We start from the raw sequence: 25,409 nt of genomic DNA, 5'->3' as shown, positions 1-25,409 counted from the left end.
GCTACTACCACAGCGAACTCTTCCGCCGGAAGATCAACACCCAGCTCAACCGGCAGGAGTCCCGCCACGAACTCGCCCGCCGCATCTTCTACGGGCAGAAGGGCGAACTGCGGCAGAAGTACAAAGAGGGGCAGGAAGATCAGCTGTCGGCACTGGGACTCGTCCTGAATGCCTGCGTTCTGTGGAATTCGGTGTATACCCAGGAAGCCGTCAGCCAGCTCCGCGCCGAGGGCTATCACGTCTCCGACGCTGACCTCGCCCGGATCTCCCCGCTCGGCCACGACCACATCCGCATGATCGGCCGCTACCACTTCCGGCTTTCACCCGAACTCGCCGCCGGCAAGCTCCGCCCCCTGCGCGCCACGCGGGAGACCGTCCTCAGCTGACCGGCGGGCCGCCGGCCGGCCTGCCGCTCGCGAGCAGCCGCCGTACCTGCTCATGCGAGACCCCGCAGAACGTACCGATCCGCCGCAGCCCCCACCCCTCATCAGCGGCGGACGCCATCGCCTCTCCCCGGGCCTCGTCCAGCGCGCCCACCAGCGCGCTCCGCAACTCCTCCAGCAGCCGCATCCGCAACGCCGGGGCCAGCCCGTCCAACTCCTGGCAGAACCGCTCCACATCGGAGCGCAGGAACCCCACCCGCGGGTCACTCATCTCATCCACGCGGCACAGCGAACAGCCAGCTCAGCCCGGGTGTCAAATCATGTGACACCAAACTGCACTCTCTGCTCGGTTCCTACTCGACCCCCTACGTGAGCATCCCCGGGGCTTGCCACCTGCGCTCCTCCCTGGCAGGGGAACAGGTCGGGCGCCCTGCCACCTGCCGGGGGCCGACCGGCCCCCGGGAAGGGGACCGACAGCACCTGCCCCTTCGTCGGCGGCGGTCGGAGGCTGGAAGACGTATCCAGCCCGCATCCCGACGGAGGAGAACCGGCGTCATGGTCCGTTACGTGTACGACTTCGCAGAGGGCGGTCGTGACCTGGCCGACCTGCTCGGTGGCAAGGGGGCCAACCTGGCCGAGATGACCCGGCTGGGCCTGCCGGTCCCGCCGGGCTTCACGGTGACCACGGATGCCTGCCGGGCCTTCCTCACCACCGGCACCGAGCCGGCCGGTCTGGTCCGGGAGATCTCCGACCACCTGACGGCTCTGGAGGAGGCGGCGGGACGACGGCTGGGGCAGCCCGACGATCCGCTGCTGCTGTCCGTGCGCTCCGGAGCGCGGTTCTCCATGCCCGGCATGATGGAGACGATCCTCGACATCGGCCTCACCGACGAGTCCGTCCTCGGTCTGGCGAAGGTCTCCGGGAACGAACGCTTCGCCTGGGACTCCTACCGTCGACTCGTACAGATGTTCGGCAGCACGGTCATGGGTGTCGACGGCTCCCTCTTCGAGGGCGCCCTGGACGACCTGAAGCGGGCCCGGGGCGCGGCGAGCGACCTGGATCTGACGGCGGCGGACCTGACCGGGCTCGTCGAGACGTACCAGGACCTCGTCCTGCGGGAGACCGGTGAGTACTTCCCGCAGTCACCGGCCGAGCAGCTGCGCCGGGCGGTCCTCGCCGTCTTCGAGTCCTGGAACGGCGAGCGCGCCCGCATCTACCGCCGCCGCGAGCACATCGCGGACGACCTGGGCACCGCGGTGAACGTGCAGACGATGGTCTTCGGCAACCTCGGCGCGGACTCCGGCAGCGGAGTCGCCTTCACCCGGGACCCGGCCACGGGTCGGCCCGGCCTGTACGGCGACTACCTGGCGAACGCACAGGGCGAGGACGTCGTCGCGGGCATCCGCAACACCGTCCCGCTGACCGCGCTGGAGGAGCTGGACCCGACGTCGTACGCCGAACTCCGCCGCCACATGGGGGTGTTGGAGTCCCACTACCGGGATCTGTGCGACATCGAGTTCACGATCGAGCGCGGCCGGCTGTGGATGCTGCAGACCCGGGTCGGCAAGCGCACCGCCGAGGCCGCGTTCGCCATCGCCGCGGAGCTGGCCGACGAGGGCCTGATCACCCCGGACGAGAGTCTGGCCCGTGTCGGCGGGGAGGGTCTCGCCCGGCTGATGTTCCCCCGGTTCGACACCTCGACCGTCGGTGAGCCGCTCGCACACGGTCTGCCGGCCTCGCCGGGCGCGGCCGTGGGCGCCGCGGTGTTCGACTCCGCCGAGGCGGTCCGCCGGGCCGCGGCCGGGGAGAAGGTCGTCCTCGTGCGTCAGGAGACCACCCCGGACGATCTGCCGGGCATGATCGCCGCGCAGGCGGTGCTGACCAGCCGTGGCGGCAAGACCAGCCACGCGGCCGTGGTCGCCCGCGGCATGGGCACGGTGTGCGTGTGCGGCGCCGAGGAGATCGCCGTGGACACCCAGGCGCGCCGGTTCACCGTCCGGGACACCGTCGTCGAGGAGGGCGCGGTCATCTCTGTCGACGGTTCCGAGGGCGCCGTGTACCTGGGTGCCGCTCCGCTGGTCGACTCCGCGGTGATGCGGTACTTCGAGACGGGCGACAAGTCCGGCGCCCTGGTCGAGGCTGTGGCCCGTGCCATGGAACAGGCCGACGGCGTACGGCGGCTCCAGGTGCGGGCGAACGCCGACACCCCCGAGGACGCGGCCCGCGCCCGGCGGTTCGGCGCGCAGGGCGTCGGTCTGTGCCGCACCGAGCACATGTTCCTCGGCGAGCGCCGCAAGCTGGTCGAGGCGATGATCCTGGCCAGTGACGACAGCGAGCGTGAGAAGGCGCTGGGGGCGCTGCTGCCGCTGCAGCGGCAGGACTTCACCGGCATCCTGGAGGCGATGGACGGTCTGCCGGTCACCATCCGGCTGATCGACCCGCCCCTGCACGAGTTCCTGCCCGACCGCACCGGCCTCGCCGTGCGCATCGCCGAGGCCGAGGCCCGGGGCGAGCGGCCCGACCCGCACGACGCCGAACTGCTCGACGCGGTGAACCGTATGCACGAGGAGAACCCGATGCTCGGGCTGCGCGGTGTGCGGCTGGGCCTGGTCGTGCCGGGACTGGTCGCCATGCAGGTGCGCGCGATCGCCGAGGCGGTCGTGGCCCGCACACGGGCCGGGGGCTCCCCCGAGGCGGAGATCATGGTGCCGCTGGTGGGCGCCGTGGAGGAGCTGCGGATCGAGCGGGCCGAGGTGGAGCGTGTCCTGGCCGAGGTCTCCGAGGAGTCCGGCGTCCCGGTGCGCTGCCCCGTCGGCACCATGATCGAGCTGCCCCGGGCGGCGCTCACGGCCGGCCGGATCGCCGAGGAGGCGGAGTTCTTCTCCTTCGGCACCAACGACCTCACCCAGACCACCTGGGGCTTCTCCCGGGACGACGTCGAGGCGGCGTTCTTCTCCGCCTACCTCGACAAGGGCATCTTCGCCACCTCGCCGTTCGAGACCCTCGACCGCGACGGCGTGGGCCGGCTGGTCCGCCTCGCGGTGGACGAGGGCCGCGCCACGCGCCCCGACCTGAAGATCGGCGTCTGCGGCGAACACGGCGGGGACCCCGAATCCGTCCACTTCTTCCACACGGCCGGACTGGACTACGTCTCCTGCTCGCCGTTCCGGGTCCCCGTCGCGCGCCTGGAGGCCGGACGGGCCGCGCTCCCCGAGACCGGGACGAGCGACAGCAGATGACAAGGAGGTGGGTCGCATGGCCCGCATCGTCGGTGAGGTGATGACCCGTGAGGTCGTCCAGGCCCACCGGGAGACGCCCTTCAAGGACGTCGTACGGCTGCTGGACCGGCACCGGATCAGCGGGCTGCCCGTCGTGGACGACGACGACAAGGTCGTCGGAGTGATCTCCGGGACCGATCTGATCCGCCGTCAGGCGTCCCGGTCCCCGGTCGGCCGCGCCGTCACGGCACGGCAGTTGATGTCGACCCCGGCGATCACCGTGCATCCGGAGCAGCGGATCGCGGACGCCGCGCGCGTGATGGAACGGCACGGCGTCGAGCGGCTGCCCGTGGTGGACGAGGAGGACCGGCTGATCGGCATCGCCACCCGGCGCGACCTGCTGCGGGTCTTCCTGCGGACCGACGACGAGATCCGCCGTGAGGTCCACGACGACGTGCTGCCCCGCGCCCTGGGCCGGCCGGCCCACGGGGTGGGCGTCTCGGTGCGGGACGGCGTGGTCACGCTGCACGGGTCCCTGGAGCCCGACGCGGATCTTCCGCTCGTGATCCGGCTGACGTACCGGGTCGACGGCGTGGTCGGCGTCGTCAACAGGTTGACGCTGCAGGGCACTTCGGGGCCGGTCGGCCCGCTGAAGGGACCAACGGGACCTGCTGTGGGACATCGCTGACGGGAGATCCTGCTGGTGGAAGCGGTACCGCCCCGTCCCGCGGTACCGCTCCCTTCCCCTCGCCGCCGTCCGCGCGGCGCCCTTCGACGACGGAGGCCCACCCCATGACCCGCCACGACGACCGCACCGCGACCACCGACTCCGCCGGCGCGCCGTCCGACATCGCCGTCGCGGTGGACCGCCTGGTGACGAACGGCCTCAAGGCGCTCACCGACTACGAGGCGCTCGACCAGGAACAGGTCGACCACATCGTGAAGAAGGCCTCGGTCGCCGCCCTGGACCAGCACACCGCGCTGGCCCTGCTCGCGGTGGAGGAGACCGGCCGCGGCGTCTTCGAGGACAAGGCCGCCAAGAACATGTTCGCCTGCGAGTACGTCACGCACAGCATGGGCCCGATGAAGACCGTCGGCGTCATCGCCCGCGACGACATCGACGACATGACCGAGGTGGCCGAACCGGTCGGGGTGGTGTGCGCGGTCACCCCCGTCACCAACCCCACGTCCACCACGGTCTTCAAGGCCCTGATGGCGCTGAAGACCCGCAACCCGATCGTTTTCGCCTTCCACCCGTCCGCCCAGCGGTGCAGCGCGCAGGCCGCCCGCATCGTGCGGGACGCGGCCGTCGCCGCGGGCGCCCCCGAGCACTGCGTGCAGTGGATCGAGACGCCGTCGGTGGAGGCCACTGGCACCCTGATGCGCCACCCCGGCGTCTCGCTCATCCTCGCCACGGGCGGCAACGCCATGGTCAAGGCCGCGTACTCGGCCGGCAAGCCCGCCCTGGGCGTGGGCGCGGGCAACGTCCCCGCGTATGTGCACCGCGGTGCGAAGCTGAGCCGGGCCGTCAACGACCTCGTGCTGTCCAAGTCGTTCGACAACGGCATGATCTGCGCCTCCGAGCAGGCCGTCATCCTCGACGACGAGATCTACGACGACGCGCTCGCGGAGTTCCGCACGCTCCACGCGTATCTGGCGACCGCGGAGGAGAAGACGAAGCTGGAGACGTTCCTGTTCCCGGTGGGCGCCGCGGGCGCGGGCTGCGAGCCCAAGGTCAACGCGGCCGCCGTGGGGCAGAGTCCCGAGTGGATCGCGGAGCGGGCGGGCTTCCGGGTGCCGGCCGGGACCTCGCTCATCCTGGTCGAGACGGACCGGGTCGGCCCGGACGAGCCGCTGACCCGAGAGAAGCTGTGCCCGGTGCTCGCGGTGCTGCGCGCCCGCTCGGCGGAGCAGGGCTTCGACCTGGCCGCCGACATGGTCGCCTTCCACGGGCAGGGCCACAGCGCCGTGATCCACACCGAGGATCCCGCGCTGGCGGAGGCGTACGGGAAGCGGATGAAGACCGTACGGATCATCGTCAACGCCCCGTCCTCGCAGGGCGCCATCGGCGGCATCTACAACAGCCTGCTGCCGTCGCTGACGCTGGGCTGCGGCTCCTGGGGCAGCACGTCGGTGTCCAACAACGTCTCCGCCGCCCAACTCCTGAACGTCAAGAGGGTCTCGGTGCGCCGCAACAACCTGCAGTGGTTCAAGGTCCCGCCGAAGATCTACTTCGAGCCGCAGTCCATCCGCTACCTCGCCTCGATGCCGGACGTCCACCGCGTCACGATCGTCACCGACGCGACGATGACCCGCCTCGGCCTCGTCGACCGGGTCGAGCGCGTGCTGCGCCGGCGCCGGGAGCCGGTCACCGTCCAGGTCATCGACAACGTCGAACCCGAGCCCAGCATCGACTCCGTACGACGCGGCGCCCGCCTCATGGGCGACTTCCGCCCGGACACGATCATCGCGCTGGGCGGCGGCTCCCCGATGGACGCGGCCAAGGTGATGTGGCTGCTGTACGAGCAGCAGGCCGAGGGCAAGGACGTGGACTTCGCCGACATGCGGCACAAGTTCTCCGACATCCGCAAGCGCGCCTTCCGCTTCCCGGTCCTCGGCAAGCTGGCCCGGCTCGTGTGCGTCCCCACCACCTCGGGCACCGGCGCCGAGGTCACCCCGTTCGCGGTCATCTCCGATCCCGCCACCGGCAAGAAGTACCCGCTGGCCGACTACGCGCTCACCCCCAGCGTGGCGATCGTCGACCCGCTGCTCACCACCGAGCTGCCCCGCGCGCTGGCCGCCGACAGCGGCTTCGATGCCCTCACCCACGCCGTCGAGGCCTATGTGTCGGTGTACGCCAACGACTTCACCGACGGCCTCGCCCTGCACGCGATCCGGATGATCTTCGACCACATCGAGGCGGCCGTGAACGACCGCGCGGGCAGCCCCGAGGCGCGGGAGAAGATGCACAACGCCGGCACCCTCGCGGGCATGGCCTTCGGCAACGCCTTCCTCGGCATCGTCCACGCCATGTCCCACACCCTCGGCGCCACCTTCCACATCGCGCACGGCCGCACCAACGCCGTCCTGCTGCCGCACGTCATCCGCTACAACGGCACCGTCCCGACGAAGCTCACCGGCTGGCCCAAGTACGAGAACTACCGCGCCCCCGAACGCTTCCAGGACATCTCCCGCACGCTCGGCCTGCCGGCCGCCACCCCGGCCGAGGGCGTCGAGTCCCTCGCGGCGGCGGTGGAGCGGCTGCGCGACGCCGTCGGCATCGAGCCGACGTTCCAGGCGCTCGGCGTCGACGAGCGCGCCTTCCTCGACGCCTTGCCCCGGCAGGCGCTCAACGCCTTCGAGGACCAGTGCGCGCCGGCCAACCCGCGGATGCCGATGCTCGACGACATGCGCGAGCTCATGCGCGCCGCCTACTACGGCTCCGACCCGCGCCCGGGCGACACCGCTCCGTCCGTCTGACCGAGCCCGCCCGTACGCCCCCTTCCACGCTCAGGCCTCCCGCTTCGACGCTCAGGCCTCCCGAGAAAGGTTTTCCATGACCACCGACCGCACCCAGCAGACTCCCCCGGTCCGGCTGCGCTCCGAAGGCGCCGTGGACGAGGCGACCCTGGGGTACGCCCGTACGAAGATCGACGCCGTCGTCGGCAGGCCCGGACTGCCCGCCGTCACCGGTGAGGTCCGCATCGTCCGGGCGTCCGCCCATCACGCCGGCCGCCCCTGGTCGGCCACGGCGGATCTGCGCATCGCCGGCCGGCAGGTGGTCGTCCTCGCCGAGGAGGCCACCGGCACGGAGGTCGTCGACCGGCTCCAGGACCGGCTGCGCCGTCAGACCGAGAAGGCCGCGCAGGCCTGGGACCACGGGCACCGGACGGCGGCACCGCCGTGGCGCGGCGGAAGCGGGCCGTCGCGACCCGCGGCGGCGTCCGACAGCGCGGCACAGGGCTGAGGAGCAGCGATGGCGAAGGCATACCTGGTGGGAAGCGGAATCGCGGCGCTGGCCGCGGCCACCTTCCTGATCCGCGACGGCGGCTTCGAGGGGTCCGACATCCACCTCTTCGAGGAACAGCGGAGCCTCGGCGGCAGCCTGGACGCCGACGGCACGCCGGAGACCGGCTACACCATGCGCGGCGGGCGGATGTTCGAGGCCGAGTTCCGCTGCACGTACGACCTGCTGTCCGGCATCCCCACCCTCGACGACCCCGCCGTCACCGTGACCGAGGAGATCCTCGCCGGGCACGAGGACTTCGCCTGGGACGACGTCGCGAGGCTCGTCGACGGGGACGGCAAGATCGTCGACACCACGTCGATGGGGTTCTCCGAGCGCGACCGGCTGGAGCTGGTCCGCTGTCTGGCGACACCCGAGGGGCACCTGGACGACAAGCGGATCACCGACTGCTTCGGCGAACACTTCTTCACCACGAACTTCTGGTTCATGTGGTGCACCACGTTCGCCTTCCAGCCCTGGCACAGCGCGATCGAGTTCCGCCGCTATCTGAGGCGGTTCATCCATCTCTTCCCCGAGTTCGCGTCCATGTCGGGCATCCACCGGACCCGCCACAACCAGCATGACTCGATCGTGCTGCCGTTGGCCGCGTGGCTGCGCGAGCGCGGCGTCACCGTCCACACGGGCTGCCGGGTCACCGACCTCGGGTTCACTCCCGGTATCCACAGCGGCACGGTCGACGCCCTTCACCTGACCCGCGACGGCCACGACGAGACGATCCCGGTCGCGCCCGAGGACCTGGTCCTCGTCACCAACGGCTCGATGACCGACGCGTCCAGCCTCGGCTCGCACACCTCCGCGCCCCCGCCCGCCCCGCAGCGCTCGGACGCCTGGCTGCTGTGGCACCGGCTGGCCCGGGGACGCGAGAACTTCGGGAACCCGGCCGTCTTCGACAAGCGGGTCAAGGAGTCGCGCTGGGAGTCGTTCACGGTCACCACCAAGGACCCCGTCTTCCTGGATGCGCTCGAGGAGTTCAGCGGCCGTCCGGCCGGCAAGGGCGGGCTGATGACGTTCACCGACTCCAACTGGCTGCTGACCGTCGTCGCCCACCGTCAGCCCGTCTACCGCAACCAGCCCGAGGGCGTCTCCGTCTGGTGGGGTTACGGCCTGTTCCCCGACCGCGCCGGCAACCACACCTCCAAGGCGATGACCGAGTGCACCGGCCGGGAGATCCTCGAAGAGGTCCTGCACCACCTCCCGTTCGACGAGCGGACGGCGGCACGAATCCTGGAGAGCTCCACGGTCGTGCCCTGTGTGATGCCGTACATCACCAGCCAGTTCCTGGCGCGGCGCCGCGGCGACCGGCCCCGGGTGGTGCCGGAGGGGTCGGTCAACCTCGCCTTCATCGGGCAGTTCGCCGAGGTGCCCGACGACGTCGTCTTCACCGTCGAGTACTCGGTGCGCACCGCCTGGACGGCGGTGGCCGGGCTCCTGAAGCTGGACAGGCAGCCTCCGGACGTCTACAAGGGCCACCACGACCCCCATGTCCTGGCGGCGGCCCTGGAGACCATGCATCGTCGCTGAGCGCTTGGCTGGGCCGACGTATTACCTGCGGGTCCGTTGTGGCTGGTCGCGCAGTTCCCCGCGCCCCTATGGGGCGCGGCCGCACCACGCACATCGGCCCGTGGCCGTTATGCCTGGGGCACGACGGCCACGGGGCAGTGGGCGTGGTGCAGGAGTGTGTGGGTGAGCGGGCCCGGGCGTGGGCCGAGCGCGCCGGTACGGCGGTGGGCGCCGACGACGACCACGGCGGCCTCCCGGGTCGCTGCCAGCAGTTCGTCCGCGGGAGCGGCGCGCACCGTGTCGGTCTCCACGGCGACGTCGGGATGCAGGTCCCTCAGCCGGCTGAGCACGTAGCAGTGGCGCCAGGAGTGCAGGACCCGGAGCTTCGCCCCGCGCCGTTCGGCTTCCTGGAAGGCGTACAGCGCCGCCCGCGCGTCCGTGTCGTCCACCGGACCGAGCAGCACCTCCCGCCCGTCGTCGCGACGGTGGTCCCCGCGCACGACCAGGAGGGGTCCTTGCGCGAGCGCGGCCAGCCTCGTGCTCACCGATCCGAAGGCCGAGCCGGTCAACACGCCCAGACCACGTGTTCCGACCACGGTGAGGACCGCGTCCGCGCTCTCCCGGGCCAGCGCGCGCACCGCGCCGCCCTCCACCGCGACGGTCTCCACGAGCAGCCCCGGACAGCGCGCACGCGTGCGCGACACGGCGGAGTCCAGGATCGGCGCGGCCTCGTCGCGGTCGGACACCGCGTACAGCACACGCAGCGCGCCGCCGTGCCGTACCGCCTCCGCCGCGGCCCGGTCCAGCGCCCGCACGGAGACCAGGGAGCCGTCCACTCCGACGACTATGTGACACGAGGTCATGACCGTACCCGTCCTTCCTACGAGTGGCTGTCCTGCCTTCACGACCGATGCTCCTCGTGCGCCAACACCCCGGACAGCAGCCGGGAGCCCCCGCGCAAACGCCGAACGGCCCCTGCTTCAGGGGCCGTTCGGTCCATTCCGGGACGGGGGTTACGGGAGGTGCAGGCCGTACAGGGTGCGTCCGGCGAGGAGTTCGCGCCCGGTGACGAGCTCCGGGTCGATGCGCAGGAAGACCTCCTTCGGAGAGGGCACCCACGACCGCGGCCCGGTCCGCAGCAGCCGTTCGTGCTCGGCGGGGTCGGTCACCAGGGTGGCCGGTCCGGTGATCACGACACTCCAGCCGGAGTGGGTGTCCGCGTCGACGTCGTCGGCTTCGAAGGCGACCACCGCGCCGGCGGCCGCGCTCACGATTTCCGAGGTGACCGAGGTCCGGATCAGCACGGCGCCGTCGTGGTCCAGGCGGAAGTTCACCGGCAGGACGGCGGGCAGCGCCCGCCGCGTGTACACGATGCGCCCCACGGGCACCCCGGCCATCAGGCTCAGGCACTCCTGCCGGTCGAGCTCGCGGAATCCGTCGTTGGCGTACATGTGCCTTCCCGTTTCTCCCCTGAACGTTGTGGTCCCGCGGTGGCTCAGGCCGCCGGAACGGCGACCTCGTCGTGCGGCTGTCCGCCGAGCACCACCTTGAGGGCGCCGGTGTCGCCGGCCCGGGAGAAGACGTCGTACGCCTCCTCCATGTGCTCCAGCGGGAAGGTGTGGGTGACCAGCTGCGCGGTGGGCAGCCGGCCGGCGGCGGCCATGCGCAGCAGGGTGGGGGTGGAGTGGGTGTCCACCAGACCGGTGGTGATGGTCACGTTCTTGATCCACAGGTCTTCCAGGTGCAGGATGGCGGGCCGGCCGTGGACGCCGATGTTGGCCACGTGGCCGCCGGGCCGCACCATGCGTGTGCACATCTCGAAGCTCTCCGGCACCCCGACCGCCTCGATGACCACGTCCGCGCCGAGCCCGTCGGTGAGGTCGCCGATCAGCTGTTCCGGGTCCTCGCCCGCGTCGGCCACGGCGTCGGCGCCCAGCCGTCGGGCGGCCTGGAGCCGGGACGCGGCAAGGTCGACGGCGACGATCCGCTCCGGGGAGAACAGGCGTGCCGTGGCGATCGCCGCGAGGCCGATGGGCCCGGCGCCGACGACGGCGACCGTGTCGCCCGGGCGTACGCGCCCGTTGAGGACGCCGACCTCGTACGCCGTCGGGAAGATGTCGGCGAGCAGGACGGCGTCCTTGCTCTCCACGGCTCCGGGCAGCGCGTGCACGGACAGGTCGGCGTAGGGGACGCGGACGTACTCGGCCTGGGTGCCGTCGACGAGGTGGCCGAGGATCCAGCCTCCGCCGCCCCGGCACTGGCCGTACATGCCCTCCCGGCAGAAGCGGCAGCGGCCGCAGGTGCTGATGCAGGACACCAGCACCCGGTCGCCGGGACGCACGGTCCGCACGTCGCTGCCGACCTCCATGATCTCGCCGACGGCCTCGTGGCCCAGGACCGTGCCCGGGCGCACCTCGGGGACGTCGCCCTTGAGGATGTGCAGATCCGTGCCGCAGATGGTGACGGCCTCGACCCGCACGATCGCGTCGGTGGGTTCCTTGACGGCCGGGTCCGGGACGTCCTCCCAGGCGGACTGCCCGGGGCCGTGGAAGACGAAGCCCTTCATGATCCCTCACCCTCCTGTGGTCGCGTGGTGAGCTTGCTGCGTACTTCCAGCTTGTCCGGTCATGGGCTGATCCGCTTGGGCCGTACGGCCTCCCTCGCCCGTGCGGAGGGTCCTCACCCGACCTGGTGCGCGGCGGGGGGTCGCGGCGCCCTCGGGCCCGTATCCGAGGCGGATGAGCAGCTGTGGATGCGCGGTGTCCCCGGGGGCGGTGGCCAGGGCGTCGCGCAGGTCGTCCCATTCGACGGCCTGGTGCATCACGGAGGCGCGCAGACCGTGGGCCGTCGCCGCGAGCCACACGTGTTCGAGGGCCTGTCCGGCGTGCAGCCAGTCGACCCGGCGGTCGTGGCGGGTGGTCAGCAGGGCGATGACCGGTACCGCCTCGAAGGGCCGCGCCGGCAGGCGTTCCGTGTGCCGTTGGGCGGTGAAGTCGCGCAGCGGGAGCCTCTCCCGGGCGTCCTGGGGCCCCAGCGCCGATCGCGGCAGACCCGTGGCGGGCGCCGGTTCCAGGTCCCGGTGCACCCAGCGCCGGCCCTCGGCCGCACGGTCGGCATCGAAGCGGTTGCGCCGTTCGGCCTCGGCGGTCAGCCGCAGCAGACGCAGCGTGTCCGTCCCCTCGGCGAAGCACAGCGACGCGCCTTCCGTACGGGCCGCCGCGCCGAGCTCCGCACGCACCGCCTCGGGGACCGGTCGGCCGACGAAGGGGAAACGGCTGCTGTGCCTGCGCCAGATCGCCTCGTAGAGATCCGCGCCGCGCTCGTCCGTGGCCCGGGCGGTGAGCCCCGTGGGCCGGACGGTGGCGAGCAGGCCGGGGTCGCCGGGGCTGGGCAGCAGACGGGTGACAGGGGACCAGCCGAAGTGGGTCAGGGCGACCCGGAGGTTGAACACGCACGCTCCTACGGAGAGGAGGAGGGCCCGGCCTGTGGGGTCCAGGTGCGGCAGGCCCGTTCCCGGTGCGGCGCGTACTTCGAACGTCACCGTCTCCGGATCCAGCCCGAAGTGCCACGGCTGGGTGTTGTGGATCGAGGGCGCGGCCACCGCGGCGGAAACGCACGTCTCCAGAAGCGCGGCGCCGAACGTGGTGCTCTCCATGATGCCCTCCTCGCTCGTGGGCGTCGGACGGCTGTCCTGTCCTACGATCATGAACCCGCCGTCTCCCCCGCGGGAGGGGGCGAAGGTCCTGGGCGAGGCACCGGGCGGGTCGCTCGGCGGCATGGGCTGAACGGCCCTGCCCGACCGCGGAGTCGGTCCCGAGCGGCCCGGCCGCGACCCCTGGTCGGCCCATGCCGCCGCACGGCCTCCGCTGTCACTTTCGGAAGAGTCACCACGACGAAGTGTCACCACGACGAAGTGTCACCACGACGACGAGGGAGGTGCGGCCCGATGCCCCGTGGCATGTACGTGAAGGGACGGTTGTGGCGGTGGCGCGACAACCCGCTGCGACGACGCGACGACATCATCGAAGCCTGGCTCGTGCTGGCCGTGTGGACGGTCTGCGCCGTGGGCGGCACCGTCGCCGGGGTGGTGACCGCCCAGGCCGCGGACGAGGTGTTCGCGCGGCAGCGCGCCGACCGGCAGTCCGTCCGCGCCGTGGTCCTGGACGACGTCCCGCTGACCGCCATCGCGACGGACGGCGCCTCCGACCGTCTGACGACGATGGTGCGCTGGACGGCGACCGACGGCTCGACCCGTACCGGACGGACCCTGGTGGACGCCGGCCTCAAGGCCGGATCAGGGGTGACGGTCTGGCAGGACGGCCGAGGCCGTCTCACCGCCGCGCCCCCGACTCCTGCGGAGGCGGCGATCGAGTCGGGCGTTCTGGGTACCGCGGCCGCGACCGCCCTCGCCGGTCTCGTGTTCGGTGCCGGAACGGTCACCCGGTGGCGGCTCGACCGGCGCCGTGTCGACGCGTGGGGCCGCGAGTGGGATCGGGTGGGACCGCGATGGAGCCACAGGACCGGCTGACCGCAGAACGGAATCCGGGCTCCAGGCCGAAGGACGGCCTGGAGCCCCGCCGTGTGTCGGGTCGACCGGAGTGCCGCTGTCCCACTGCGGGCGAAGCCTGCGGACGAACCGCCGCGCGTCCTTGTGCCGGCGCGATCCTCATCGTGGCCGGGCTCGCTTCACAGTCGGCGCAACCAGTCTTCTGTCACGCCGTGGGGTGCGTGCTCCCCGGTGCGCAGGTCCTTGTCGTCCAGCCGGTAGGTGAGGTTGCCGACCACGTCGACCACACCGTCGATCCGGCGGGTCATGGACACCGCGATCTCCGTCTCGCTCTTTCGTTCCATGTGTCCGGTGAGGGTGACCACGCCCTCGGTCACGGAGACCTCGACGCTGCTCGGCGGCAGCCACAGCGTGCGCACCAGGACCTCGTCGACCACCTCGCGCCGGATCACCTCGTCGGGCCGCAGGAAGACCTGGAGGAGGTCGCGGCGGGTGACGATCCCGACGAGCCGGTCCTCCTCGTCGAGGACGGGGAGCCGTTCGACGCGCTTCTGAGCCATGGTGCGGGCGGCCTGGACGATGGTGTCGTCGGCGTACACGGTGACGGGCGGTGCCGTCATCAGCCGGCCGGCGGTACGGGCCCTGCCCTTGGCCGCCTGGCGCTTGGCACCCGGTGTCAGGTCGGCGAGCCTCGTGCGGTGCTTCGGCTCGTACGGATCCGGTGTGGTCGCCTGGTGCATCATCAGGTCCGTCTCGGACAGGACGCCGATGACCTTGCCGTCCTCGTCCACCACCGGCAGTCCGCTGATCCGGTGGGCGGCGAGCAGCCGCGCCACCTCCTTGAACGGTGTGCCGTACTCGGCGCGGACGACGTCCGTGGTCATCACGGAGCCGACCTTGTTGTGTCGCATGGCCGTTCCTCCTCAGCGCAGTCGGCGCAGATAGGGGTCCTGGGGGCGCCGCGGCAGCAGGCGTACGCGTGCGTCGAGCACGGTGACGCCGCCGGGTGTCGCCAGAACGGGGTTGAAGTCGACCTCGGCGAGCTGCGGAAGGTCCGCCGCCATCCGGGACAGCCGCAGGAGCAGCTGTTCCAGTTCTTCGAGGTCGACGGGGGTGTCTCCGTTCGCGCCCAGCAGCAGCGGGGCGCACCGCGGCGTGGTGATCAGCTCGTGGACGTCGCGGTCGGTCAGGGGGGCGAGGCGGGCCGCGTGGTCGGCGAGCACCTCGGTCGCCGTACCGCCGAGCCCGAACAGGACGAGCGGCCCGAAGACCTCGTCCTGGACGACGCCCGCGAAGAGTTCGGTGCCGCGGGCGGCCAGGGGTTGCAGGACCACGCCGGTCATCAGGCCGGCGAAGCGGGTCTCCAGGTCGCGGAACGCGGCCCGGACCTGGGAGTCGCCGCGCAGGTCGAGGTGGACGGCGTGCTGCCGGCTCTTGTGCAGGAGCCCGGGCCAGTGGGCCTTCATGACCACCCGGCCGTCGAAGCCGCGCAGCCGGTCGGCGGCGAGCACCGCCTGGTCCTCGGTCTCGGCCCAGGCCCACGGGATCTGCGGGACGGTGTAGCAGGCCAGCAGGTCGGCACAGGTGCGTGGGTCGAGCCAGCCGCCGTCGGGGTGGGCCGCGAGGTACTCGTCGACGACCGTGCGGGCCCGTTCGGGCTCGACGAGGTCGAGGCCGGGGACGGTTCCGGCCGGGCGGGCGAGCCAGGCGGCCCGTTGGGCAGCGTGGGCCAGGGCGCGGGCCGCCGCCTGGGGGTCGGCGTACGAGGGGACGGTGCCGCCGTCGTCGGCGGGCAGCAGCCGCACCGACCGGTCCTGGTCGAGGCGTACGGCGATGACGGGCCGCGCCCGTCGTGCCGGAGCCGCGGTGACGGCCCGCACCAGGTCGTCCCCGGTGGCCTCGGCGACCGCGGTGGGGACCAGGGCCACGATGACGGCGTCGATGCCGGGGCACCGGGTGAGGCGGTCGACGCACGCGGTGAGCTGTTCCTCGGACACGGCGGCGGTGGCGTCGACCGGGTTCCTGACGGCGGCGCCGTCCGGCAGTACGGCGAGGAGTTCCTCGGTCATGGCCGGGGTGAACGGGGGGAGGACGAGTCCCGCCTCCACGCAGGCGTCGGCGGTCAGTACGCCGGCTCCGCCCGCGTTGGTGACGACGGCGACGCGGGGGCCTTCCGCCAGGGGCTGGGAGTGGAACAGGGCCGCGGTTTCGAGGAGTTCGCCGACCGAGCGGGTGGCGGTGATGCCGGCCTGGGTGAACAGGGCCTGGCGGGTCATGGTGGGGGTGGCGGCGGCCGCGGTGTGGGAGGCGGCGGCCTCGCGTCCGGCGTCGGTACGGCCGGCGTCGACCGTCAGCACCGGGATGCGGCGGGTCACCCGACGGGCGGTGCGGGAGAAGGCGCGCGGGTTGCCGAAGGACTCCAGGTGCAGCAGGGCCAGGTCGGTACGGCTGTCGGTCTCCCACCACTGCAGCATGTCGTTGCCGCTGACGTCGTACTTGTCGCCGAGCGAGACGAAGGACGAGACCCCGATGCCGAGCCGGGAGAGACCGTCGAGCAGGGCGATGCCGACACCGCCGGACTGCACGGCGACTCCGGCCGTCCCGGGGCTCGGGTGCGCGGCGGCGAAGGTCGCGTCGAGGTTCAGCTCCGGGTCGGTGTGGGAGATGCCGAGGCAGTTGGGTCCGACGAGCCGCATGCCGTAGGTGCGGCAGGCGGTCAGCAGGGCCCGCGCCTGGGTGTGGTCGAGGCCCGCGGTGACGACGACGAGGGCGCGGACCCCGGACTTTCCGCACTCCTCGGCGACGGCGGGCACCCCGGCGGCGGGTACGGCCACGATCACGAGGTCGGGGGTCTTCGGCAGGGCGGCGACGGACGGGTGGGACGGCACGCCGAGCACCGAGGTGACACGGGGGTTCACCGCGAAGAGGCGACGGGTGAAGCCGCCCGTGTGCAGGTGGTGCAGGACGGCCCGGCCCACGGATCCGGGCGTGCTGCCCGCTCCGACGACGGCGACCACGGAGGGCCGCAGCAGAGGCAGCAGGCTGGCCACGTCGGCGGCGCGGCCCCGGGCCTCGACGGCGGACAGGTAGGCGTCGTCCTGGCCGAGGTGGATGGTGCAGCGCACCTCCGGTCCCTCGAAGCGGCGGCTGGTGCGCAGGCCGAGGTCGGCGAAGAGCCGGAGCACCGCGTGGTTCTCGCTGAGGGCGTCGGCGGTGAAGGTGGTGAGGCCCTCCGCGCGGGCGGCCGAGACGAGGTGTTCGACCAGCAGGGTGCCCACGCCCCGGTGGTGCAGGCCGTCGGCGACGGCGACGGAGACCTCCGCCGCACCGGCTTCCTCCTTCTCGCCGTCTTCCTTCTCTCCGGCTTTTTTCCCGCCGGTGTCGTACTCGGCGAGGCCGATCACCCTGCCGTCCACCTCGGCCAGCAGGGCCCGGTAGCCGGGCCGCGCGGGGGAACAGGCGCGGTCGGCGGCCAGGGCGGCCGCGCGTCGGCTGGCCACGAAGAACCTCAGGCGGAGGTTCTCCGGGGACATCTCCTCGTAGAGGCCCTCGATCTGGCCGTGGTCGGCCGGCAGCGCCGGCCGGATGCACACGGTGGTGCCGTCGGCGAGCAGGGCGTGGACGGGGGGCCGGTCGAGCAGGTCGTCCGTCATCGCAGGTCTCCTGGGTGGCGTTCGGGTCAGTCGTCCGCGACCAGGGCCGTGAGGTCCAGGAGGCGGTTGGTGTAGCCCCACTCGTTGTCGTACCAGCCGAAGACCTTGGCCAGGGTGCCGTTGGCCTGGGTGAGGGCCGGGTCGAAGACGCAGGACGAGGGGTCGCCGATGACGTCGCGGGAGACGATCGGGGCCTTGGAGACCCGCAGGATGCCGTGCAGGGGTCCGTTCGCCGCCGCCTCGAACGCGGCGTTGATCTCCTCGGCGCTCGCCTCCCGGGCGAGGACGACGGCGAGGTCGGTGAGCGAGCCGTCCTCCACGGGCACCCGGACCGCGATCCCGTCCAGTGCCCCGGCCAGCTCCGGCACCACCAGTCCCACGGCGCGGGCGGCGCCGGTGCTGGTGGGGATGATGCTGAGGGCCGCCGAGCGGGCCCGGCGCAGGTCCTTGTGGGGGCCGTCGAGGAGGGACTGGTCGTTGGTGTAGCCGTGGATGGTGGTCATCACGCCGCGCTCGATGCCGAAGGCGTCGTCGAGGACCTTCACCATGGGGGCGACGCAGTTGGTGGTGCAGGAGGCGGCGGAGACGATCCGGTCGCGGTGACGGTCGTGGGTCCGGTCGTTGACGCCCATCACGATGGTGGCGTCGACGCCCTTGCCTGGCGCGGACAGCAGCACCGTCCGGGCTCCGCCCTTGAGGTGCAGGGCGGCGGAGTCGCGGTCGCGGAAGCGGCCGGTGGACTCGACGACCACGTCGACGCCGTACTCGGACCAGCGCAGGGCGGCCGGGTCGCGCTCGGCGGTGACGGCGATGCGCCGCCCGTCCACGGTGATCGAGGTGTCGTCGTGCTCGACGTGGCGTCCGATGCGGCCGAACGTCGAGTCGTACTCCAGGAGGTGGGCCAGCGTGGCAGGCGAGGTGATGTCGTTGACGGCGACGACCTCGACGTCCTGGACGCCCTGCTCGGCGCGGTCGAGGGCGGCGCGCAGGTAGGTGCGGCCGATGCGGCCGAAGCCGTTGATACCGACGCGTACGGTCATGGCGGTGGGGCTCCTTCGGGCAGTGGCTTCGGTTCGGAAGCGGGCTCGGTTCGGAAGCGGGCTCGGTTCGGAAGTGGGTTCGGTTCGGAAGTGGGCTCGGTTCGTGAGCGGGTTCAGGCGTTCCAGGTCCAGTCGGCGACCTCGGGCAGGTCAGTGCCGTGTTCACGGATCCAGGCGTGGTGCCGGGTGCGGGCGTCGGCCATCTCCTGGCGTACGGCCGCCGCGCGCACCGCGAGCCCGGGGACCCGGTCGACGACGTCCATGACCAGGCGGTAGCGGTCCAGGTCGTTGCGGACGACCATGTCGAACGGCGTGGTCGTCGTCCCCGACTCCTTGTAGCCGCGGACATGCAGGTTGCGGTGGCCGGTGCGGCGGTAGGCGAGGCGGTGGATCAGCCACGGGTAGCCGTGGTAGGCGAAGATCACCGGCTTGTCGGCGGTGAACAGTCCGTCGTACTCGAAGTCGCTCATCCCGTGCGGGTGTTCCTCGCGCGGCATCAGGCGTGTCATGTCGACGACGTTGACGACGCGCACGGCGAGCCGCGGCAGGTGGTGGCGCAGCAGCTGGGCCGCGGCCAGCACCTCCTGGGTGGGCACATCGCCGGCGCAGGCGAGGACGACGTCCGGTTCGCCGCCGTTCTCCGTGCCGGCCCACTCCCAGATCCCGGCGCCGCGGGCGCAGTGGACGCGGGCCTGGTCCAGGGTGAGCCAGTCGAAGCAGGGCTGTTTGCCGGCCACGATCACGTTGACGTGGTCGCGGCTGCGCAGGGCGTGGTCGGCCACGGACAGCAGGGTGTTGGCGTCCGGCGGGAGGTAGACGCGGACGACCTCGGGGCTCTTGTTGAGGACGTGGTCGACGAAGCCGGGGTCCTGGTGGGAGAACCCGTTGTGGTCCTGACGCCACACGTGCGAGGTGAGCAGGTGGTTGAGGGAGGGGACGGGCGCGCGCCACGGCAGCTCCCGCGACGTCTTCAGCCACTTGATGTGCTGGTTGACCATCGAGTCGACGATGTGGACGAACGCCTCGTAGCAGGAGAACAGACCGTGACGGCCGGTCAGGAGGTAGCCCTCGAGCCAGCCCTCGCAGGTGTGCTCGGAGAGGATCTCCAGCACCCGGCCATGATGTTCGAGGTGCTCGTCGACCGGCAGGTGTGCGGCCTGCCAGGCCTTGCCACTGACGTCGAGAACGGCCTGAAGGCGGTTCGACGCCGTCTCGTCCGGGCCCACGAGGCGGAAGTCCCGGCGTCCACGGGTGTCCTTCATCACCCGGGCCAGCAGGTCTCCGAGGACACGGGTGGGCTCGTGCAGGGTCGCTCCCGGCTTGTCGACGGGTACGGCGAACTCCTCCAGCGGTGCGAGGGGCAGGTCCCGGACGAGCAGACCGCCGTTGGCGTACGGGGTGGCGCCGAGCCGCCTGGCGCCGTCGGGTACGCAGGCGAGGACGTCGGCGCTGGGGCGGCCGTCGGGGCCGAAGAGCTCCTGCGGCCGGTACGAGCGCAGCCAGTGCTCCAGTTGACGCAGATGCGCGGGGTTCTCGCGGACGCCCGCCAGCGGGACCTGGTGGGCGCGCCAGGTGCCCTCGACGGGTTCGCCGTCCACCTCGGCGGGTCCGGTCCAGCCCTTGGGCGTGCGCAGCACGATCACCGGCCAGTGCACGCGCTCGGTGATGCCGTCCTCGCGGGCTGTCCGCTGCATCACGGCGATGCGGTCCAGCGCGTCGTCCAGCGCCGCGGCCATGGCCCGGTGCACCTGGGCGGGGTCGTCGCCGGTGACGTGGATCGGCTCGTGGCCGTAGCCGCGCAGCAGGTCGTCGAGTTCGGACTCGGGGAGGCGGGAGAGGACGGTCGGGTTGGCGATCTTGTAGCCGTTGAGGTGGAGGATCGGCAGGACGGCGCCGTCGTGGACCGGGTCGAGGAACTTGTTGGAGTGCCAGGAGGCGGCCAGCGGCCCGGTCTCNGCCTCGCCGTCACCGATGACGCAGGCGACGAGCAGGTCCGGGTTGTCGAAGGCGGCGCCGTAGGCGTGGGAGAGGGAGTAGCCGAGCTCGCCGCCCTCGTGGATCGAGCCGGGTGTCTCGGGGGCGACATGGCTGGGCACTCCGCCGGGGAAGGAGAACTGCCGGAACAGCCGTGACATGCCCTCGCCGTCGCGTGGCACGTCCGGGTAGGTGTCGCTGTAGCTGCCCTCCAGCCAGGAGTTGGCGAGCACGGACGGCCCCCCGTGCCCCGGACCCCACACGCACAGCGCGTCGAGCCCGCGGGCCTTGATCACCCGGTTGAGGTGGGTGTACACGAGGTTGAGGCCGGGCGAGGTGCCCCAGTGGCCGAGCAGCCGGGGCTTGATGTGCTCGGGCTTCAGCGGCTCGGTGAGCAGCGGGTTGGACATCAGGTAGATCTGGCCGGCCGCGAGGTAGTTGGCGGCGCGCCAGTGGGCGTCGAGGGTGCGCAGTTCGTCGTCGGACAGGGCGGCGGGGGCCTGCGGGTGTTCGACCGTGGACATGGCGGGGACTCCGGGAGTCGTCGGCGTGGAGGGCGTCGGATCGTCGCGGTGGTGGAGGCGGCCCGTCTCACCCCGGCTCGGGCACCACGGCGACCGGGCAGGCGGCGTGGTGCAGGACGCCGTGGGCGACCCGGCCGAGCTGGAGCCCGACGTGCCCGGGGTTGCGCCGGGCGCCGACCACCAGCAGTCCGGCGTCGTGGGAGGCGTCCAGGAGGACATGGCGGGCGGGGCCCTCGACGGTGCGGCGGCGCAGGTCGATGTCGGCCGGGACGTCCTTCAGCGCCTCGTCCAGTGACTTGACGGCCTGCTCCTCGTGCAGCCTCGCGGGCTCACCGGCGAGCAGCGGGTGGTCGACGCTCTCGTACGCGGGGCACCGCCAGGCCCGTACGGCGTCCAGGGGCGCCCGGCGCAGCCTCGCCTCCGCGGCGGCGAAGCGCATCGCCGCCGAGTCCTTCCCCGACTCACCGACTCCCAGCACCACGCGGTGCCCCGTCGCGGCGCCGACCTGGTTGTCGTGGCCGCCGCGCAGCACGATCACCGGGCAGTCGGCGTGCGCGGCCACGGTCAGGCTGACGGAGCCGAGCAGCATCTCGACGAAACCGCTGCGGCCCCGGGTGCCGAGCACCAGCGCGGAGGCGTTGCGTCCCTCCCGCACCAGGGCGTACTCGGGTTCCTCGGGCACGACCTCGGCCGAGACCTCCAGGCCCGGGTGGCGCTTGCGGGCCCGGCGGGCGGCCACCGCCATGATGTCGCCGGCGCGGACCTCCTCGGACGTCTTGTGGTCGCCGGCGAGTGCGGTGCCCTCGTAGCGCTCCCAGAGGGAGGCGTACACGACCCGCAGCGGCACTCCGCGCAGCGCGGCCTCGTCGGCCGCCCAGTCCACGGCCCGCAGGCTCGGCTCGGAGCCGTCCACGCCCACGACCAGGGGCAGTTCCATCGTCGTCACCTCTCCGCTCCGAGGTCGAAGACGATCCGGGCCCTGACCTCGCCGCGCAGCACGGCCTCGATGGACTCGTTCACCGTCTCCAGCGGGCGCCTCTCCTGGATGACCCGGGTACGCCCTGCCGCGTGCAGCTGGAAGACCTCGGCGAGGTCCTGGCGGGTGCCGACGATCGAGCCGATCACGGAGGTGCCGTTCAGGACGGTGTCGAAGATCGGGACCTGGACCGTGCCGTGGGCGGGCAGGGCGACCATGACCAGCTTCCCGCCGCGCCGCAGGCCGGAGTTGACGGCGGCGAAGGCCGCCTCGTTGACGGCGAGGGCGATCGCCGCGTGGGCGCCGCCGTGCCGCTTGAGGACCTCGCCGACGTCGTCCTTGCGGGCGTCGATCAGAATGTCGGCGCCGAGTTCGGCGGCGAGTTCGAGCTTGTCGTCGGTGACGTCGATCGCGGCGACCGTGGCACCCGCGATCTTCGCGTACTGCACGGCGAGATGGCCGAGGCCGCCGACGCCGGAGATCGCGACGAGCTGCGTGGGCCTCACGCCGGCGACCTTGAGCGCCTTGTACGTCGTGACGCCCGCGCAGGTCAGCGGGGCGGCGTCGAAGGGGCTGACGCCGTCGGGCACGGGCTGGGCGAAGTCGGCCCGGGCCAGCATCTTCTCGGCGTACCCTCCGTCGCAGCCGTAGCCGGTGTTGACCTGCCGTTCGCACAGGGTCTCCCAGCCGGACAGGCAGTGCTCGCAGCGCCCGCACGCCGTGCCGAGCCAGGGCACCGCGACGCGCTGTCCGACGGCGAGGTGGGTGACGCCGTCACCGAGGGCCTCGACCAGGCCGACGCCCTCGTGGCCGGGCACGAACGGCGGGTTCGGCTTCACCGGCCAGTCGCCGTGCGCGGCGTGGATGTCGGTGTGGCAGAGCCCGGAGGCCTCCACCCGGACCCGGACCTGGCCGGGGCCGGGCTCGGGGTCGGGGCGCTCCTCGATGACCAGGGGCTCGCCGAATGCTCGTACGACCGCTGCCTTCATGGGTCTCTTCTCCTCGGGGAGGGTGGGTCAGTGGGGAAGGTGGGTCAGTCGTGGGGGACGACGGCGACGGGGACGGTGGCGTGGTGCAGGACGGCGTGGGCGACATGGCCGATGCGGGTGCCGAAGGGGCTGCGGCGGGTGCGCCGGCCGACGACGACCAGCGAGGCCTCGTGGGAGGCGTCCACGACGTGCATCGCGGGGCTGCCGTAGCGGGTGACCTCGACGATCTCCACACTCGGGAACCTGGCCCGCCAGGGGCTGAGCACCTTGGCGAGCTCCTCGGCGGCACTCTGCGCCAGCGCCTCGTGCAGGGCGGGATTCGCGGGGGTGCCGAACGCGTAGTACGGGGGCGGGTTCCAGGCGTGGACGACCCGCAGCGAGGTCTCCCGGCGCAGGGCGGCGTCGAAGGCGAAGGCGATCAGCGTGTCGTCGGGGTGTTCGATGTCGAGCCCGAGCACGACCGGCCGGAAGGGCGTCGCGGCGGACGGGATGCCCGCCGGGTCCGGCTCGTGCTCGTCGGCGGCCTGTTCCAGCGCCCGGACCAGCACCACGGGACGCTCGGTGTGCGCGACGGCGGACAGGCCGGCCGATCCGACCATGAACCCGCCGACCCCGCCGAGACCGCGCGAGCCGAGGACGAGCAGCTCGGCGTCCTTCGCCGCCTCCACGAGCGCGTCGCCCGGGTAACCGGAGAGCTGCTCCGTGACCACCTCGACGCCGGGGTGCCGCAGGGCGATGCCCTCGGCGGCCTCCCGCGGAATGCGCTCGGTCCAGTGCTGCTGGGTCTCGGTGCCGAGGAGCGGGGCCTGTGCCATCGGCTCCGGCACCGGCTCCCACACGTGGACGAGCTTCAGCGGCAGGCTGCGCAGTTCCGCCTCGCGGGCCGCCCACTCAGCGGCGGCCCGGCTCTCGCTCGAGCCGTCGAGACCAACAGTGATGGTGCGGAGCATGATCTCCACCTCCTGGGCAGGGGATCCGGTATCGGAGTGGTCTTCGGGGAGTTCCTCGGGCAGGGGCCGCTGGTCGCTGTGGGGACCGGGCGACCCACTGCCCGGTTCGGCGCGGGGTCCGGCCGGCGGACTCACCGCGCCGTGGGTGTTCAGCGCAGCCAGCCGTGGTCGCGGACGAACGGCAGCCTGGCCCAGAGGCGTCCCAGGCCGAGGGTGTCGCCGGCGGCGGTGGCGGCCAGGACGATCAGGGCGATGGCGTAGACGAGGTGGTAGTCGGCGAACGGGTTCGTCGACATGCTCGGCGAGCCGTCCGAGAGATGCTGGGCCGGCGGCCACTCGGCGATCCACATCAGCGCCATCATCGCGGTGCCGGCGAGGGCGGCGAACCGCATCGCGACGCCGGCGACCAGGGCGAGGCCGATACCGAGCAGACCGAGCATGAACAGCCAGTCGGCCCAGGCGGCGCCGGCCCACTCGTGGAAGGTCGACTCCATCGGTCCGGCGGAGACGCCGCTGAGGAAGCCCTTGGTCGGCGAACCGCCGTCGACCCACCCCTTGCCGGACTGGGTCGCGTAGCCGAAGCCGAAGGTCTTGTCTAGGAAGGCCCACAGGAAGACGAAACCGGTGAGCAGGCGCAGGGAGGCGAGGGCGTAGGCCGGGGCGGTGTCCGCCGCCACGGCGGACCCGGAGGCGGAGGCGGTCCGGTGCCTGCGGAACGTGGGCAGGTGGAAGCCGGAGCTCCCGTGGGGGTGCTCGTGAACGGCCATGGTCGTGGTTCCCTTCGGGACGATCGGGTCGTTGCCTGACGTGTCTTACTCTCGTCCTGCACGCCGTCCGGCGCTCGATGCCGAAGGGCTGTAGCTGGGGGGCCGAACGTCCCTGTGTGCACAGCCCGTTGGGGTCTGCGGGAGTCGCGCGCACCAGGGGCGGGGCGGCTCACACCGCTCGCAGCCCGTGGTCCCTGAACTGTTCACGGACCCGCTCGACGAGTCCCCGGTCCGGCGTCGGGGTGTCCGCCAGCGGGAAGGGGATGCCGAGCGCCTCGTACTTGTGGGCCCCCAGCTTGTGGAACGGCAGCACGTCGACCCGCTCCACATTGCTCAGGCCCGCGAGGAAGGCGCCCAGACCGTCCACGGCGCTCTCGTCGTCGGTCCAGCCGGGGACGAGAACGTAGCGGACCCACACCGGCACCCCTAGGCGGTCCAGGCGGGTGGCGAAGCTGAGGGTGGGGGCGAGTTCGCCGCCGGTCAGCTTCCGGTAGGCGCGGATGTCGAAGGACTTGATGTCCAGCAGGACCAGGTCGGTGCCGGCGAGGAGCTCGTCGTCGGCGCGGGCGCCGAGGAAGCCGGAGGTGTCGAGGGCGGTGTGCAGTCCGGCTTCCTTGCAACGGCGCAGGATCTCGCCGGTGAAGGCGGACTGGAGCAGGGGCTCGCCACCGGTGACGGTCACTCCTCCCCCGGCCGTGCTGATGAAGGCGCGGTACTTCTCGATCTGCGCCATCACCTCGTCCACCGTCGTCTCCCGGCCGTCGCGCATGTGCCAGGTGTCGGGGTTGGCGCAGTACAGACAGCGCAGCGGACAGCCGGAGACGAAGAGCACGAACCGGGTCCCGGGACCGTCCACGCCGGTGGACAGGTCCCAGGAGTGGATCCGGCCGGTCGTCATCG

At 72.2% G+C, this 25,409-nt stretch carries 20 protein-coding genes and 1 pseudogene; 7 read left to right on the top strand and 14 right to left on the bottom strand.

Annotation, left to right across the window (positions count from 1 at the left end; translation table 11 throughout):
* Nucleotides 1-314: pseudogene (locus tag ACLZN2_RS27830) on the top strand (Tn3 family transposase); the annotation flags it as partial.
* A 64-nt stretch (nt 315-378) separates the two neighbouring features.
* On the opposite strand, the gene ACLZN2_RS27825 reads toward ACLZN2_RS27830, so the two are convergent.
* Nucleotides 379-663 (bottom strand): hypothetical protein, encoded by a 285-nt coding sequence (locus ACLZN2_RS27825; protein ID WP_416981923.1) that lies wholly within the window; start codon nt 661-663, stop codon nt 379-381.
* Between the two features lie 275 nt (nt 664-938).
* Here ACLZN2_RS27825 and ppdK point away from each other — a divergent pair, with 275 nt between their 5' ends.
* The 5 genes from ppdK to ACLZN2_RS27800 all read left to right on the top strand — a co-directional run bounded on the left by ppdK (nt 939) and on the right by ACLZN2_RS27800 (nt 9,150).
* A complete protein-coding gene (gene ppdK, locus ACLZN2_RS27820) occupies nt 939-3,623 on the top strand; it encodes a pyruvate, phosphate dikinase (RefSeq protein WP_416981922.1) in 2,685 nt (894 codons plus the stop codon).
* A 16-nt stretch (nt 3,624-3,639) separates the two neighbouring features.
* Nucleotides 3,640-4,290: a CBS domain-containing protein gene (locus tag ACLZN2_RS27815; RefSeq protein ID WP_416981920.1), complete on the top strand. Its 651-nt coding sequence runs from the start codon at nt 3,640-3,642 to the stop codon at nt 4,288-4,290.
* A gap of 104 nt (nt 4,291-4,394) precedes the next feature.
* Entirely contained in the window at nt 4,395-7,082 is a 2,688-nt protein-coding gene (gene adhE, locus ACLZN2_RS27810; protein ID WP_416981919.1) for a bifunctional acetaldehyde-CoA/alcohol dehydrogenase, read from the top strand.
* A gap of 76 nt (nt 7,083-7,158) precedes the next feature.
* Nucleotides 7,159-7,569 carry a hypothetical protein gene (locus tag ACLZN2_RS27805; protein WP_416981918.1) on the top strand — a complete coding sequence of 137 codons (411 nt, stop codon included), beginning with the start codon at nt 7,159-7,161 and terminating at the stop codon, nt 7,567-7,569.
* 9 nt (nt 7,570-7,578) lie between these two features.
* The gene (locus ACLZN2_RS27800; protein ID WP_416981917.1) at nt 7,579-9,150 is read left to right on the top strand and encodes an oleate hydratase; all 1,572 of its coding nucleotides are present in this window, start codon (nt 7,579-7,581) and stop codon (nt 9,148-9,150) included.
* 107 nt (nt 9,151-9,257) lie between these two features.
* Here the strand turns inward: ACLZN2_RS27800 and ACLZN2_RS27795 are convergent, their stop codons facing one another.
* The 4 genes from ACLZN2_RS27795 to ACLZN2_RS27780 all read right to left on the bottom strand — a co-directional run bounded on the left by ACLZN2_RS27795 (nt 9,258) and on the right by ACLZN2_RS27780 (nt 12,784).
* A complete protein-coding gene (locus ACLZN2_RS27795; protein WP_416981915.1) occupies nt 9,258-9,992 on the bottom strand; it encodes a universal stress protein in 735 nt (244 codons plus the stop codon).
* A gap of 150 nt (nt 9,993-10,142) precedes the next feature.
* Nucleotides 10,143-10,580, bottom strand: coding sequence for a pyridoxamine 5'-phosphate oxidase family protein (locus ACLZN2_RS27790; protein ID WP_416981913.1), 438 nt, complete (start codon nt 10,578-10,580; stop codon nt 10,143-10,145).
* A gap of 44 nt (nt 10,581-10,624) precedes the next feature.
* Nucleotides 10,625-11,695: a zinc-dependent alcohol dehydrogenase family protein gene (locus ACLZN2_RS27785; RefSeq protein WP_416981912.1), complete on the bottom strand. Its 1,071-nt coding sequence runs from the start codon at nt 11,693-11,695 to the stop codon at nt 10,625-10,627.
* Between the two features lie 6 nt (nt 11,696-11,701).
* Nucleotides 11,702-12,784 (bottom strand): Acg family FMN-binding oxidoreductase, encoded by a 1,083-nt coding sequence (locus ACLZN2_RS27780; protein ID WP_416981911.1) that lies wholly within the window; start codon nt 12,782-12,784, stop codon nt 11,702-11,704.
* 291 nt (nt 12,785-13,075) lie between these two features.
* Here ACLZN2_RS27780 and ACLZN2_RS27775 point away from each other — a divergent pair, with 291 nt between their 5' ends.
* Complete coding sequence (locus ACLZN2_RS27775; protein ID WP_416981910.1) at nt 13,076-13,657, top strand: hypothetical protein; 582 nt, start codon at nt 13,076-13,078, stop codon at nt 13,655-13,657.
* A 158-nt stretch (nt 13,658-13,815) separates the two neighbouring features.
* Here ACLZN2_RS27775 and ACLZN2_RS27770 read toward each other — a convergent pair whose 3' ends face one another.
* The 9 genes from ACLZN2_RS27770 to pflA form a co-directional block, all read right to left on the bottom strand.
* Nucleotides 13,816-14,547: a CBS domain-containing protein gene (locus ACLZN2_RS27770; RefSeq protein WP_416981909.1), complete on the bottom strand. Its 732-nt coding sequence runs from the start codon at nt 14,545-14,547 to the stop codon at nt 13,816-13,818.
* Nucleotides 14,548-14,559: 12 nt separating this feature from the next.
* Nucleotides 14,560-17,289 (bottom strand): GNAT family N-acetyltransferase, encoded by a 2,730-nt coding sequence (locus ACLZN2_RS27765; protein ID WP_416981907.1) that lies wholly within the window; start codon nt 17,287-17,289, stop codon nt 14,560-14,562.
* Between the two features lie 26 nt (nt 17,290-17,315).
* Entirely contained in the window at nt 17,316-18,329 is a 1,014-nt protein-coding gene (gap, locus tag ACLZN2_RS27760; RefSeq protein ID WP_416981905.1) for a type I glyceraldehyde-3-phosphate dehydrogenase, read from the bottom strand.
* 113 nt (nt 18,330-18,442) lie between these two features.
* Nucleotides 18,443-20,827, bottom strand: coding sequence for a phosphoketolase (locus tag ACLZN2_RS27755; protein ID WP_416981904.1), 2,385 nt, complete (start codon nt 20,825-20,827; stop codon nt 18,443-18,445).
* Between the two features lie 67 nt (nt 20,828-20,894).
* Nucleotides 20,895-21,764: a universal stress protein gene (locus ACLZN2_RS27750; RefSeq protein ID WP_416981903.1), complete on the bottom strand. Its 870-nt coding sequence runs from the start codon at nt 21,762-21,764 to the stop codon at nt 20,895-20,897.
* Between the two features lie 5 nt (nt 21,765-21,769).
* Nucleotides 21,770-22,792 carry a zinc-dependent alcohol dehydrogenase gene (locus ACLZN2_RS27745; RefSeq protein ID WP_416981902.1) on the bottom strand — a complete coding sequence of 341 codons (1,023 nt, stop codon included), beginning with the start codon at nt 22,790-22,792 and terminating at the stop codon, nt 21,770-21,772.
* 44 nt (nt 22,793-22,836) lie between these two features.
* On the bottom strand, nt 22,837-23,742 hold the full coding sequence (locus tag ACLZN2_RS27740) for a universal stress protein (RefSeq protein ID WP_416981901.1): 906 nt from the start codon (nt 23,740-23,742) through the stop codon (nt 22,837-22,839).
* Nucleotides 23,743-23,891: 149 nt separating this feature from the next.
* Nucleotides 23,892-24,509: a hypothetical protein gene (locus ACLZN2_RS27735; RefSeq protein WP_416981899.1), complete on the bottom strand. Its 618-nt coding sequence runs from the start codon at nt 24,507-24,509 to the stop codon at nt 23,892-23,894.
* 169 nt (nt 24,510-24,678) lie between these two features.
* Nucleotides 24,679-25,407, bottom strand: coding sequence for a pyruvate formate-lyase-activating protein (pflA, locus tag ACLZN2_RS27730; RefSeq protein ID WP_416981932.1), 729 nt, complete (start codon nt 25,405-25,407; stop codon nt 24,679-24,681).
* Nucleotides 25,408-25,409 lie beyond the last annotated feature (2 nt).

Origin of the sequence: Streptomyces sp. T028 (genome assembly GCF_048159505.1) — a bacterium.
GTDB lineage: Bacteria > Actinomycetota > Actinomycetes > Streptomycetales > Streptomycetaceae > Streptomyces.
The sequence above is the reverse complement of the archived record's forward strand: the minus strand, read 5'-3'. Positions and strand labels throughout refer to the sequence as shown.

Bases quoted from the DNA above. Each gene is read 5' to 3' on its own strand.
- ppdK (WP_416981922.1), top strand. From the start codon at position 939: ATGGTCCGTTACGTGTACGACTTCGCAGAGGGCGGTCGTGACCTGGCC.
- ACLZN2_RS27815 (WP_416981920.1), top strand. From the start codon at position 3,640: ATGGCCCGCATCGTCGGTGAGGTGATGACCCGTGAGGTCGTCCAGGCC.
- adhE (WP_416981919.1), top strand. From the start codon at position 4,395: ATGACCCGCCACGACGACCGCACCGCGACCACCGACTCCGCCGGCGCG.
- ACLZN2_RS27805 (WP_416981918.1), top strand. From the start codon at position 7,159: ATGACCACCGACCGCACCCAGCAGACTCCCCCGGTCCGGCTGCGCTCC.
- ACLZN2_RS27800 (WP_416981917.1), top strand. From the start codon at position 7,579: ATGGCGAAGGCATACCTGGTGGGAAGCGGAATCGCGGCGCTGGCCGCG.
- ACLZN2_RS27795 (WP_416981915.1), bottom strand. From the start codon at position 9,992: ATGACCTCGTGTCACATAGTCGTCGGAGTGGACGGCTCCCTGGTCTCC.
- ACLZN2_RS27790 (WP_416981913.1), bottom strand. From the start codon at position 10,580: ATGTACGCCAACGACGGATTCCGCGAGCTCGACCGGCAGGAGTGCCTG.
- ACLZN2_RS27785 (WP_416981912.1), bottom strand. From the start codon at position 11,695: ATGAAGGGCTTCGTCTTCCACGGCCCCGGGCAGTCCGCCTGGGAGGAC.
- ACLZN2_RS27780 (WP_416981911.1), bottom strand. From the start codon at position 12,784: ATGGAGAGCACCACGTTCGGCGCCGCGCTTCTGGAGACGTGCGTTTCC.
- ACLZN2_RS27775 (WP_416981910.1), top strand. From the start codon at position 13,076: ATGCCCCGTGGCATGTACGTGAAGGGACGGTTGTGGCGGTGGCGCGAC.
- ACLZN2_RS27770 (WP_416981909.1), bottom strand. From the start codon at position 14,547: ATGCGACACAACAAGGTCGGCTCCGTGATGACCACGGACGTCGTCCGC.
- ACLZN2_RS27765 (WP_416981907.1), bottom strand. From the start codon at position 17,289: ATGACGGACGACCTGCTCGACCGGCCCCCCGTCCACGCCCTGCTCGCC.
- gap (WP_416981905.1), bottom strand. From the start codon at position 18,329: ATGACCGTACGCGTCGGTATCAACGGCTTCGGCCGCATCGGCCGCACC.
- ACLZN2_RS27750 (WP_416981903.1), bottom strand. From the start codon at position 21,764: ATGGAACTGCCCCTGGTCGTGGGCGTGGACGGCTCCGAGCCGAGCCTG.
- ACLZN2_RS27745 (WP_416981902.1), bottom strand. From the start codon at position 22,792: ATGAAGGCAGCGGTCGTACGAGCATTCGGCGAGCCCCTGGTCATCGAG.
- ACLZN2_RS27740 (WP_416981901.1), bottom strand. From the start codon at position 23,742: ATGCTCCGCACCATCACTGTTGGTCTCGACGGCTCGAGCGAGAGCCGG.
- ACLZN2_RS27735 (WP_416981899.1), bottom strand. From the start codon at position 24,509: ATGGCCGTTCACGAGCACCCCCACGGGAGCTCCGGCTTCCACCTGCCC.
- pflA (WP_416981932.1), bottom strand. From the start codon at position 25,407: ATGACGACCGGCCGGATCCACTCCTGGGACCTGTCCACCGGCGTGGAC.